The 13,101-nt window shown below is 43.5% G+C and carries 9 protein-coding genes; 7 read left to right on the top strand and 2 right to left on the bottom strand.

Annotation, left to right across the window (positions count from 1 at the left end; all coding sequences use genetic code 11):
- Positions 1–6: 6 nt before the first annotated feature.
- Complete coding sequence (locus PGW42_RS02820) at positions 7–438, bottom strand: FMN-binding protein (RefSeq protein ID WP_055246492.1); 432 nt, start codon at positions 436–438, stop codon at positions 7–9.
- A gap of 151 nt (positions 439–589) precedes the next feature.
- Between PGW42_RS02820 and pth the strand changes: the two genes are divergently transcribed.
- The 5 genes from pth (at position 590) to PGW42_RS02795 (ending at position 7,432) form a co-directional block, all read left to right on the top strand.
- On the top strand, positions 590–1,165 hold the full coding sequence (gene pth / locus PGW42_RS02815) for an aminoacyl-tRNA hydrolase (RefSeq protein ID WP_117555720.1): 576 nt from the start codon (positions 590–592) through the stop codon (positions 1,163–1,165).
- Between the two features lie 16 nt (positions 1,166–1,181).
- Positions 1,182–4,532: a transcription-repair coupling factor gene (gene mfd / locus PGW42_RS02810; RefSeq protein WP_270202832.1), complete on the top strand. Its 3,351-nt coding sequence runs from the start codon at positions 1,182–1,184 to the stop codon at positions 4,530–4,532.
- A gap of 113 nt (positions 4,533–4,645) precedes the next feature.
- Positions 4,646–5,689 (top strand): peptidylprolyl isomerase, encoded by a 1,044-nt coding sequence (locus tag PGW42_RS02805; RefSeq protein ID WP_270202831.1) that lies wholly within the window; start codon positions 4,646–4,648, stop codon positions 5,687–5,689.
- A gap of 46 nt (positions 5,690–5,735) precedes the next feature.
- The gene (locus PGW42_RS02800) at positions 5,736–6,446 is read left to right on the top strand and encodes a transmembrane protein (protein ID WP_008371870.1); all 711 of its coding nucleotides are present in this window, start codon (positions 5,736–5,738) and stop codon (positions 6,444–6,446) included.
- Between the two features lie 152 nt (positions 6,447–6,598).
- The gene (locus PGW42_RS02795) at positions 6,599–7,432 is read left to right on the top strand and encodes a PHP domain-containing protein (RefSeq protein ID WP_117555728.1); all 834 of its coding nucleotides are present in this window, start codon (positions 6,599–6,601) and stop codon (positions 7,430–7,432) included.
- A gap of 105 nt (positions 7,433–7,537) precedes the next feature.
- Here the strand turns inward: PGW42_RS02795 and PGW42_RS02790 are convergent, their stop codons facing one another.
- Positions 7,538–8,434 carry a putative ABC transporter permease gene (locus PGW42_RS02790; RefSeq protein WP_195501973.1) on the bottom strand — a complete coding sequence of 299 codons (897 nt, stop codon included), beginning with the start codon at positions 8,432–8,434 and terminating at the stop codon, positions 7,538–7,540.
- 123 nt (positions 8,435–8,557) lie between these two features.
- Here PGW42_RS02790 and glgX point away from each other — a divergent pair, with 123 nt between their 5' ends.
- Entirely contained in the window at positions 8,558–10,642 is a 2,085-nt protein-coding gene (gene glgX / locus PGW42_RS02785) for a glycogen debranching protein GlgX (protein ID WP_243272606.1), read from the top strand.
- 96 nt (positions 10,643–10,738) lie between these two features.
- The gene (locus PGW42_RS02780) at positions 10,739–13,057 is read left to right on the top strand and encodes a VaFE repeat-containing surface-anchored protein (RefSeq protein ID WP_270202830.1); all 2,319 of its coding nucleotides are present in this window, start codon (positions 10,739–10,741) and stop codon (positions 13,055–13,057) included.
- The last annotated feature ends 44 nt before the right edge of the window (positions 13,058–13,101 follow it).

The raw sequence follows: 13,101 nt of genomic DNA, 5'->3' as shown, positions 1-13,101 counted from the left end.
GCGGCATCAGTTGGTTGCCGCAGCTTTTTTGAGCGCATCACGGATGGTGTTGAGAAGAAGCTGAGAAGTATAGGGACTGTCACTTGAAAGTGTAAGATGATCAAGGGACTGGGATTTACAGATCTGGTCAGCCAGATTCTCAAGAGATGGCTGAAGAAGAGGATACATGGCAGTTACCGTCTCACTTAGATTGGAAATGCGGATGGAATTGATAGAGGTGTCAGAGACAGAAACTTCCAGTTCCAGATCTTCATTTCCGAGTGTAAAAGAAGAGGTATAAACGCCGGGAGTATATTTTTTGTCGGATACAGAGGAATGCCGGTCTCCGGAGAACATAAAGAATAAAAGGCAGAGGATGAGAATACCTAAAGTGGCAAAAATAACAGTATAGATAATTTCTTTCATGTGAAGTACGATGATTTTTGTTTTGGAATTCATAAAGGACCTCCTTAGGCAGTATGGAATTTCGGCAGGTTATGCCGCTTAATAAACTATATGAAAAGAAAAAATAGTTTATGCATGAGAAATGCGTGACAAAAGAGAAAGGATTTAGTAGAATCAGGAAAGAGAAAAAGCAGAGGTGAATAGAATGTTTATAATTGCAGGACTTGGAAACCCGGATGAAAAGTATCAGGGGACAAGACATAATGTTGGATTTGATGTGGTGGACCGCCTGGCGGAGAAATACCAGATAGCAGTCGATACTAAAAAACACCGTGCCCTCATCGGAAAAGGAGTGATCGAGGGACAGAAAGTGCTTCTTGTGAAGCCGCAGACTTATATGAACCTGAGTGGAGAGAGTATCCGTAGTATAGTGGAATATTACAAGATCGATCCGGAAGAAGAACTTCTTGTAATTTATGATGATATCAGTCTGGAAGTCGGACAACTCAGGATCCGCAGAAAAGGAAGTGCCGGTGGACATAACGGAATCAAAAATATCATTGCCAATTTAGGAAGTAGTGTATTTCCACGGATCAAGGTAGGTGTGGGAGAAAAACCGAAAGGATATGATCTTGCTGATTATGTTCTTGGAAAATTTTCCAAAGAGGACCGTGTACTTATGGAAGAAGGATATGATCTTGCCTGTGAAGCTTCTGCTCTGATCATGCAGGGAGCAATCGATCAGGCAATGAACGAATATAACCAGAAAAAGAAAGAATAAGAGGAGGCAAAAAGCGATGCATGCACTTACGGCTCCTTTATCTGAACTGGCAGAGATTGAAGAAATCTGTGAAGAGCGTGGACGGGAACCGGGCATGCTGCTTCTTTCCGGGTGTGTGACATCACAGAAAACGCATTTGATGTATGCGCTTGGAAAAGATTATGGGCATACATTGATCGTTCTTTCCAGTGAAGATAAAGCAAAAAAAATATACGAAGAATATCGTTTTTTAAATGAAAATACCAGCTATTATCCAGCAAAGGATCTCCTTTTTTATCAGGCAGATATCCACGGAAAACAGCTGGTCAAACAGCGGATGGAAACCTTGCAGATGATGATGGAGGCAAAAAGTCAGGTTACGGTCATTACAACGATTGACGGATTCATGGATGAACTGCCATCGGAAGCAGAAATAAAAGGGGACATTCTGACCATTTCCAATGGGGAGGCGCTGGAATTTGAATCGCTGAAGGAGAAGATCATAAAACTTGGATATGACAGGGAAGCTCAGGTGGATGGTCCGGGGCAGTTTGCAGTTCGTGGTGGAATCATTGATATTTACCCACTTACCGAGGAATTGCCGATCCGTATTGAATTCTGGGGAGATGAAGTGGATTCAATACGGACTTTTGACGTGGACAGCCAGAGATCTGTAGAGAATCTGGAACAGATCGTTATTTATCCGGCAGATGACAGACTGGGAAGTGACCGGAAAGTTTCTTTTATCAACTACTTTGATCCGAAGGACACACTGGTGTTCCTGGATGAACCAGCAAGGCTTCTGGAAAAAGGGCGTCTGGCAGAAAATGAAGTGGAAAAAGCGAGAGAGAACCGTGCAGAAGAAATGGAAAGGACCGGGGAAATGGAAGAAGCTCCGGAATTTTTTACGACTGATGAAATTATAAAATTTCTGAATAAATTCTGTATGATCGGGATGTGTGCTCTGGAAATGAAATGTAAGCCATTTTTTGTGAAAAAGCGGTTTGGGATCCAGGCAAAAAGCGTTAACCCGTATAACAGCAGCTTTGAGATGCTGACACAGGATCTCAAAAGACTGAAAAGGAACGGATACCGGGCGGTTCTGATTTCTGGGTCCAGAACAAGGGCAAAACGTCTGGCAGAGGATCTACGTGATTATGATCTGAGCAGTTTTTACAGTGAGGATCAGGAACGTGAAGTGAATCCAGGGGAGATCATGGTATGCTACGGGCATATAGAAGTCGGATACGAGTATCCGATGATTAAATTTATTGTCATATCTGAGTCAGATATTTTTGGAAAGACAAAGAAGAAAAAGAAACGAAAAAGTTATGATGGACAGAAAATAAGCAGCTTTTCGGATCTGAAACCGGGAGACTATGTAGTGCATGAGAATCATGGACTTGGAATCTACCGGGGAATTGAAAAGATAGAAGTTGATAAGGTGACAAAGGATTATATGAAGATTTCGTATGCTGATGGTGGAAATCTTTATATTCTTGCCACACAGCTTGACCAGATCCAGAAGTATGCCAGTGCAGATGCTAAAAAGCCGAAACTTAACAAACTTGGAGGACAGGAATGGCATCGCACGAAGAGCAAGGTAAAGACAGCAGTCTGGCAGATCGCCAAAGATCTGGTGGAACTCTATGCAGTACGGCAGTCCAAAGAAGGATTTGTCTATGAAAAGGACACGGTCTGGCAGAAAGAATTTGAAGAAATGTTTCCGTTTGAGGAAACGGAGGATCAACAGCTTGCAATCGAGGCAACAAAACGGGATATGGAAAGTCCAAAGATCATGGACCGTCTGATCTGTGGGGATGTGGGATTTGGAAAGACAGAGATTGCAATCCGGGCAGCATTCAAGGCAGTGCAGGAGAACAAGCAGGTTGTCTATCTGGTCCCTACTACGATTCTTGCACAGCAGCATTACAACACTTTTGTGCAACGGATGAAAGAATTTCCGGTAAGGGTGGATCTGTTATGCCGTTTCCGCACACCTGCACAACAGAAAAAAACGATCGAAGATTTGAAAAAGGGACAGGTTGATATCATCATCGGAACCCACCGGGTATTGAGTAAGGATGTGGCATTTAAAGATCTGGGACTTCTGATCATTGATGAGGAACAGCGTTTTGGAGTACAGCATAAAGAAAAGATCAAAAAGCTGAAGGAAAATATTGATGTTCTGACACTTACGGCAACACCGATTCCCCGAACGCTTCATATGAGTCTGATCGGAATCCGTGACATGAGTGTGCTGGAAGAAGCACCAATTGACCGGATGCCGATCCAGACCTATGTGATGGAGGAGAATGATGAGATGGTCCGGGAGGCAATCGAAAGAGAAATTTCCCGCCAGGGACAGGTGTACTATGTCTATAACCGTGTCCAGGATATAGCTGAAATGGCAGCGAAGATCCAGAAACTTGTGCCGGATGCAAATGTGGCATATGCACACGGGCAGATGCGGGAACACAAGTTAGAAGATATTATGTACGATTTCATCAATGGAGAAATTGATGTTCTGGTATCGACGACGATCATCGAGACCGGTCTTGACATTTCCAATGCCAATACCATGATCATCCATGATGCAGATCGGATGGGACTCTCCCAGCTTTATCAGCTACGTGGAAGAGTTGGAAGATCGAACCGTATGGCATATGCATTTCTTTTGTACAGAAGAGACAAAATGCTCCGGGAGGTTGCAGAAAAACGTCTTTCGGCAATTCGTGAGTTTACAGATCTTGGCTCTGGTGTAAAAATCGCCATGCGGGATCTGGAAATCCGTGGGGCAGGAAACCTGCTTGGGGAGGAACAGCATGGACATATGGATGCAGTGGGATACGATCTTTACTGTAAGATGTTAAGTGAGGCAGTCCGTCACCTGAAGGGAGAGATCCCGGAAGAAACCTATGCGACAACCGTGGATCTGAATATTGATGCTTATATTCCGGCATCTTATATTCCGAATGAGTATCAGAAGCTGGATATCTATAAACGGATCGCAGCAATTGAGACAGAAGAAGAACAGGAAGATATGCTAGAAGAACTGATTGACCGTTTCGGCGATCCACCACGTAAGGTGCAGCAGCTTCTGATGATCGCGCAGCTGAAGGCGAAAGCACATGCGGCTTATGTAATTTCGGTAGAGCAAAAAGGCGATGAATACAAATTTACCATGTATGAGAAGGCAAGGGTAAATGTAGCAAAGATTCCGGAACTGTTGGCAAAATATAAGGGAGAACTGACATTTAAGACAGATGCAGAAAATCCATATTTTATTTATTGTAAACTTCGGAAAAATAAAAAAGAAAAAGCAGAGCAGATTCTTGAAAATGCAGGAAAAATTGTCGAAGATATACAGGGACTTGTTGAAGAATAATGTGTATTTTTTATGAAAAAGATTGCCAGTAAGGTAAAAAAAAGATATACTATACGAGTGCATAGTGAAGAAGTGTGTACAATGGAGAGAAGATCAAGGAGGAAATTTTATAAATGAAAAAAAGAGTGGTTGCCTGTATACTGGCAGTTGCCTGCATTGCATCTTTAAACGGATGTGGAAGCAAGTTTAACGGACAGGATACAGTGGTAGAAGTCGGAGATGAGAAAGTGACTGCAGATGTGGCGAACTTTTTTGCAAGATATCAGCAGGCGCAGTTTGAAACAACATATAGCAGTTATCTGGGAGATGATTTTTGGGGAAAAGAAGTTACAGACGGAAAGACTTACGAAGAGAATTATAAGGATTCAATCATGGATTCTCTGGAAGAAATGTATATTCTGGATGAGCACAAGGATGATTATAAAGTTTCGCTAAGTGATGATGAGGAAAAAAGCATCGAGGATGCTGCGAAGAAATTTACTGACAGCAATGACAGTGCTGCAAAAGATGCAGTATCGGGCGATGAAAAGACGGTAAAGAAAGTACTGGAACTTCTGACACTTCAGAAGAAGATGGAAACTGCCATGACTGCGGATGTAGATACGAATGTATCCGATGAGGAAGCAGCACAGAAGAAAATGCAGTATGTGCTGTTCTCTACAAAGACAAAGGGCAGTGATGGAAATTCGACAGATATGTCAGATGACGAAAAAGCAGAAGTGAAAAAGAAAGCAGAAGATTTCCAGAAAGATGCGGCTTCGGCAGAAGATTTTTCTGTATTTGCAACAGCAGTAGGTGCATCAGTCACCGATCTGACATTTGACTCGGATACGACATCGCCAAACGAAGATCTGATCAAAGCTGCTGATAAGTTAAAAGAAGGTGAAGTAACAGACGTGATCGAAGCAGACAATGGCTATTATGTTGCAAAAGTAGTCAGCCTTCTTGACCGTGATGCAACGGATACCAAGAAAGAGTCCATTGTATCACAGAGAAAGAGTGACCAGTATCAGTCAATTTGTAAGAAATGGAAAAAGAAAACGGATATTAAAGTACATAAAAAAGTATGGAATACGATCAGTTTTGCTGATCAGGGCGTAACGGTTAAGAGCACGACCGAAGATACAGATACATCTTCAGACTCTTCATCAAAATAAGCGTCTGACTTAACAACAGGAAAGTACGACAGGAGGAGAGATTAGGATGGAATCAATAGGTATAGTATTGAAGGATATCATGGGAAACAGTGCGGTATTTATAGCAGGAAAAGAAGCCGTGATTGTTTCGGCGGTATCAATTGTTATATCGGTTTTCATTGGAATTTTAGGTTTGAAGCTGATCCGTGTCTGGAATGCAGTGATTGGATTTGTTGCAGGGGCATTGCTTGGATTTGCCGTGACATATCTTATGGGACTGGAAGTTGTTCCGGTACTGATCGCAGCCGGTGTTGCGGGTTTGGTTTTTGCAATACTGAACAGTGTATTTAAGAAATTCGGAGCTTTCTGGGTATGCTTTCTGGGAATGGCTGGCACAGTACTTGCGATTACAAATGCGGGAAACTGGATCATGCTGGCAGTCTGCGGAGCAGTCGGACTGATTTTCGCAATCCTTGCGATGATCTGGTTTGAACCGTTTGTGATTATTGCGACGGCATTAGCAGGCGGTTTTGGAGCAGGAATGATGATCTATGATCTGGCAGGTCTGAAAAATGTGATTTTCATGTGGATCATTTCGATTGTGATTACATTTATCGGAATCGTGATCCAGTTTATCATGAAGTCAAGTGAGATCAACAAGAAGCAGGTTCGAAGAGCAAATGCGATCAAGAAAGAAACATCAAAAGAAGAAGAAATAGAGATGGCAAGAACCATGCTGATCGATCTGGATGATGATGATGACGAGGATGAAGAATAGATAAGATGGATGAGAGGATGTATCAGAATGTGATACATCCTCTTTTGTATCTGATCAGGAATGGCTGGAAGAAACCGGTATTTCTTGCAGCGTTATAAAAAAAGAGGTATAATAAAAATAGTATCAACGATATAAGATCTGGAGATGAAAATATGAAGATAGATATGCATTGTCATGTAAGAGAAGGATCAATTGACAGCAAAGTGCCGATTGAAGAATTTATTAAAAAGCTGCAGTCTAAAGGCATTGGCGGAATGCTGGTTACAGATCATGACACCTATAATGGATATCGGCATTGGAAGAATACGATCAAAGGGAGAAAATACAAAGATTTTGTCGTATTGAAAGGAATAGAGTATGATACACTGGATGCGGGGCACATTCTGATCATTATGCCACAGGGAGTAAAGATGCGCCTTCTGGAGCTGAGAGGGCTTCCGCTTTCGCTGCTGATTGATTTTGTGCATCACAATGGAGGAATCTGTGGACCGGCACATCCGTGTGGGGAAAAGTATTTGAGTTTTACGAATACGAAAAGATGGCAGAAATCTCCGGAGTTGATTGAAAAATTTGATTTTATAGAGACTTTCAATGCATGTGAGCCACCACAGTCCAATGAAGGGGCGAAGTATCTTGCTGAAAAATATGGAAAACCGGGGACCGGAGGAAGTGATGCGCATAAGCTGGACTGCGTCGGCATGGGGTATACGGAATTTCCGGTACGGATTGAGACAGAGCTGGATCTGATCCGGCAGATCAGGGAAAAAGGAGAGATCCAGTCCGGTGGGGAGTATTACACGAAGACGACAAAAGACAAAATTGGAAAATTCAATAAACTTCTGATCTTTTCTTTCTGGTTTTATAACCGGGGTGGTGCACTTCTGAAAAAGCACACACGCAAAAAGAAGATCAATAAAGAACAGCCACTTGATGCAATCGATCCAATCGAGATTCCGTATCTGGACAAGATCAAGAGGAAACATTAGTGAGTGGCAAAATTTACTTTTGACACTCACATCATAATTTTAAAGATAAAAAATCCATCTGATTTCTTTTTTTAAAAGAAAACCAGATGGATTTTTTACAGCCTGTTATTTTTTGAGAGACATTTCCTTCAGTTTGTTTCTAAGATCTTCAAAGGATTCTTTGTAGTTGCGGCTCTGCATTTTCGGGAAAGCTTTCATGATACGCTTCTGCATATGAGAAGTTGCTTTGACATTTTCCAGGTAGCTTCTGCGAAGAAGAGTAATCTGTTCTTTTACTTCGTCAGAAACATCGGCAAGGGTGTCTGAAATTGCTTCCTGTTTTTCGGAAATAGCAGATTTAAATTCTTCCTGCTTCTCAGATACAGTATCTTTGAACTCTTCCTGTTTTTCCATAGCTGTAATGGTACGCTTGTAGATTGATTCACCAAGCTTGTCGGAAATCTGATGAAGTTCGTCTGCAATGGCCTGCATTTTTTCAAGACGTTTGTTGAGCTTCAGGATACCGGATGCTGTTACATAGAGATCGGCAAGTCCGGCAATCACCAGAATACATACAAGAATGATACCGACAAGGAAAGGAATGTGTGAGAGCAGTGTGTCAATCAGTGGATGGAATACATCTACGATGAAAACACAGAACACTCCCCAGATCAGAGAAAACAAAAGGCACACATATCCATTCAGATTGAGCGGCATATTAGAATAATCCCACCATTTGTTATGGAAAACCTTTTCGAGAATGAACCCGGTCAGCCATTCGATTGCAGTAACAAGAATAGCACTTCCGAGATATAGCAGGAGCAGGTTGGAACGAAGCGGTGTCAGAAAATGAATGACTGCAACCACGCCGAAACCGTATACCGGACAGATCGGGCCATTTAAGAATCCACGGTTGACAAAACGATGTTCTTTAAAAGCGGCAAACGCAACTTCTGTACACCAGCCTAAAAAGGCATATATAAAGAAGCACTGAAATAAATAATATAGATGCTGTGCAGTCATAAAAAACCTCCTTGAGTCTGCTGCAAAAAAATATGTAATCCTTTATATTATATACAGAAAGGAAAGATGTGTAAACGGAAAAATGTGCTATACTGAAAACATGACATGGAAGGAGCTGGTAAAATGCTGGAAGAAATGATGCCAAGATGGGTTCCGACAGAAAATGTAAATGGATTTGAAATCTGTCCCGGGCTGTATCGTGATGAGGGTGCGACTGCATTTCAGTCGGCAGTTAATTTTACAGTGCATTCAAAAGGGGCAGTGACATGTGCACTTCTTCTGTTTCACAGAAAGGAACCGGAACCTTATGCGGTGATCCCATTTCCGGAAAACTGCCGGATCGGGGATGTATTTTCCATGATGGTATTCGGACTGGATATTGAAGAATTTGAATATGCGTACAGGCTGGACGGACCGTGGAAACCAAAGGAAGGTCTGCTGTTTGATAAAAAGCATATTTTACTGGATCCGTATGCAAAGGCAGTTACCGGACAGAGTGTATGGGGAAAAGCACTAAATACAGGGGGATATCGTGCCAGAGTAGTCCGGAATAATTTCTTCTGGGGCAGTGAAAAGCCGGATAAGATCCCGATGGAAAAACTGATCATCTATGAGATGCATGTCAGGGGATTCACGAAGATGGACAAAAGTGTCCGTCATCCTGGAACCTTTGCCGGAATCAAAGAAAAAATTCCTTATCTGAAAACACTGGGGATTAATGCGGTGGAGCTAATGCCGATCTTTGAATTTGATGAACTGCAGGGGAGCCGTGAGGTTGATGGAAAGAAACTGATTGATTACTGGGGGTATAATACAGTCAGCTTTTTTGCGCCGAATACGAGCTATGCAGCATCAACGGAATACAACCGGGAAGGAGTAGAATTAAAAGAACTGATCCGGGAACTGCATGATAACCAGATTGAAGTAATCCTGGATGTGGTGTTTAACCATACGGCAGAAGGAAATGAATGCGGACCGTTTATTTCGTTTAAAGGATTTGACAATCAGATTTATTATATGTTGACACCCGATGGAAAATATTATAATTTCAGTGGCTGTGGAAATACTGTGAATTGTAATCATCCGGTGGTGATCAAAATGATCCAGGATTGTCTGCGATACTGGGTGGCAGAGTACCGGGTGGACGGCTTCAGGTTTGATCTTGCCTCGATCCTGGGAAGAAATGAGGATGGGTCACCGATGGAAAATCCACCACTCGTAAAGAATCTTGCCTATGATTCGCTGCTTGCAGACACAAAGCTGATCGCGGAGGCGTGGGATGCCGGCGGACTTTATCAGGTCGGAAGTTTTCCGGCATTCCGCAGATGGTCAGAATGGAACGGAAGATACCGGGATGACGTGCGGGAATATTTAAAAGGGGGACTTTGGGCAGCAGGAGCAGCGCTTCAGAGAATTGCCGGTTCTCCGGACATCTATGATACCAGAATCCGCGGAAAACATGCTTCTGTGAATTTCCTGACCTGCCATGATGGATTTACCCTGTATGATCTTTATTCGTATAACCAGAAGCATAATGAGGCTAATGGATGGGGAAATCTTGATGGAAGTGACGATAACCGGAGCTGGAACTGTGGGGCAGAGGGGGACACTGATCAGGTGATGGTTGTTGAACTGCGCCACCGGATGATGAAAAATGCTTTTGCGGTCCTGCTTTGCAGCAGAGGGACACCGATGTTCCTTGCAGGTGATGAGTTTGGCAATACTCAGTTCGGGAATAATAATGCCTACTGTCAGGATAACGAGATTTCCTGGCTGGACTGGACAAGAAAAGAAAAGTTTCAGGATGTATTTGATTTTTGTGCTTATATGACGGCATTTCGGAAACGGCATCCGTCGATCACAGGAGATGCAGGGGCGAGCAGTCTTGGATTTCCGGAGATCAGCTTTCACGGTGAAGTGCCGTGGAAACTGGATTTTTCCAGACCGGAGATCCGGACGGCGGCAGTCATGTTTGCCGGATATGATAACAAAATGGCAAAAGAAGACTGTGTGTATCTTCTGATGAATCCATACTGGGAAGGTGTCTGGGTAGAACTTCCACAACTTCCGGGCGGATATAGTTGGCATGTGGCGGCAAATACTGGAGATAAAAAGCAGGAAATTTATCAGAATCCGGTACGGATTTCGGAGGAAAGAATTCTTGTGGGACCGAGAAGTGTGATCGTTCTGGAGGCAGATCAACAATAAAATACTATTGACAAGCGGGTACTCTTCCTTTATAGTAAGGGTACTCGTCTTTTATATTCTCTTTTCTGACCTGAAAAGGCAGAAGGAGAAACTTTTATGAAATATATGAAGAATCATTTTGCCGGAATACTAAGTGTGATTCTGGCGGTAGTATCATTGTCGGGCAGCAGTATGCCTGTCGTATCTGCAAACTCAGCAGAGAGAATCGCAAAGAAAGAAACGATTGTAAAACTTGATGAAAAATTAGGAGCAGAGCCAGGAAAAGTGCTTGAGGAGTTAAAAAAACACGAAAAGGACGGTTATTATCTGGGAACGCCTTACAGCGGATATCCTCTGACAGCAGAGAACTGCATGCGTCCGAACGGAGCTTACGGTGGAAATGGGGCAATGAACTGTACCGGGTTTGTCGCTTATGTTCTGGAAAAATGTGGAGCGGATCTGTCAGGAATTGACAAAGGAAGTCTCCGTGGCGGCAAGGTCAATGCGAGCAACTGGTTTCATTGGATGACAGACAATGCCGTGGAATCCTATCATTACAACACCATTGAGGAGCTGCTTGCGGGCGGAAAAGCGCAAAAAGGAGATGTGATCTATTTTGAGCCGGTTTCCTGGGATGAAGAAGATGCAGACTGCCATATCGGATTTTTCTGGGGAGATAATAGCAACGATAACCGGTTCTGGCATTCGGCATCTATTCCGTCGAGTGGTAATCAGATTTCACAGCTTGTGGCAAAATCCAGATCAACGATATATCTTTTTAAGACAACCCATAACGGAAGCCTGGAGATCATGAAGAGCTCTGCAAGGTCAGGGATTACGGCTGATAATCAGCTCTACGCACTGGAAGGGGCAGAGTATACCGTCTGTAAAAGTGGGACATCCGAGGCAGTCTGCGTAATCCGGACAGACAAGAAAGGATATGGGAAGGCAGAAAATCTGCCGGAGGGTTCCTATGACATCAAAGAGACTAAAGCACCGAAAGGCTATGTACTGGACACAAAGCTGCGGCAGATCACGGTGAATGCCGGACAGACCGTGACCTATGAGTGTCAGGATGAACCGGAAAAGACAAAGGTGGAAATCCTGATCCGGAAGCAGGATGCGGAAACAGGGAAAGGGCAGGCGCAGGCAGGACTTTCTCTTGCGGGAGCTGAATTTCATGTGGCATTTTTTGATAGCATTTTTGACAATCAAAATGAGATCGGTGTGAAGGTGCCGCTCAGGAGTTGGAAGCTGAAGTCGGATGCGGATGGTGTGGTCCGGATGGATGAGGCGCACTTGATCAGCGGAGATCCGTTTTTTGAAAATAACGAGCTTCCGCTTGGAACGATTACGGTATGGGAGATGCATGCGCCGGAAGGGTATCTGGTGGACACCGTTACACATTGTATCAGGACTGGAACGGAGCAAAATGGAAGCTATAAAGCCCTGAAAATATGGAATCCAGTGGAAATAAAGGAAAAGCTCATCCGTGGGGACTTAAAGCTGGTGAAAGCGGCAGATAAAACCTTGAAAAGACTGGCGGATATCCCATTTCGGATCACATCGCAGGCAACTGGGGAGAGCCATGTGATCCTGACGGATAAAAACGGGGAGGCTTCGACCGGTGCGTACTGGAATCCACATACCGTCAACACGAATGAGGGGAAGACAAGTGAAGATGGGATCTGGTTTGGGGAAGGAACTCCGGATAATACAAGAGGAGCGCTTCCTTACGGAACGTATCTGGTGGAAGAACTGTCTTGTAAAAATAATGAAGACCGGATGCTGATTCCTGCGTTTGAGGTGGAAGTAACAAAGGAAATGCGAGTAATTGATCTGGGCACACTGACAAATGATGAACATCCCGTACCGGAGATCGGGACAAGAGCATCTGATCGGGAAACGGGAACGCATAACGGGAAACGGACAGAACAGGTAACGGTCATAGATCAGGTAAAATGGAAAAATCTGGAGATTGGAAAAGAATATGTAGTTAAAGGCACATTAATGGATAAGGAGACCAAAAAGCCGGTTCTTCAGGATGGAAAAGAAGTGACCGCAGAGAAAAAGCTGATCCCGGATACAGATTTCGGAGAAATTCAGATGGAATTTACGTTTGATGCAACGAAGCTTAAAGGAGAACAGGTTGTTGTATTTGAGGAAGTGTATCTGGAGGAAAAGCTGGTTGCAGCGCACGCAGATCTGGAGGACGAAGGACAGAGTGTAACCTATAAAAAGGAAAAGCCGGCAGAAGAGGAAAAACCGGAAAGTCCGGAAAAGCCAAAGGAAACTGAGAAAGCAAAGACGGTTGCAACCGGAGATGGATCTTATGTAAAGATTCTGATATTTCTGATCGGTGTTATTCTGACCGGGGCACTGCTCCTGTGTTTTCTTCTGAGCCGGATGTGTGGACGAAAGTGGAAACGCAGATAAGGATGGCATTGCACTTGAAAGGTTCTTATGCTATAATCGCTAAA

Source organism: Coprococcus sp. TM115-187 (genome assembly GCF_027679115.1).
GTDB classification, from domain to species: domain Bacteria; phylum Bacillota; class Clostridia; order Lachnospirales; family Lachnospiraceae; genus Allocoprococcus; species Allocoprococcus comes.
The sequence above is the reverse complement of the archived record's forward strand: the minus strand, read 5'-3'. Positions and strand labels throughout refer to the sequence as shown.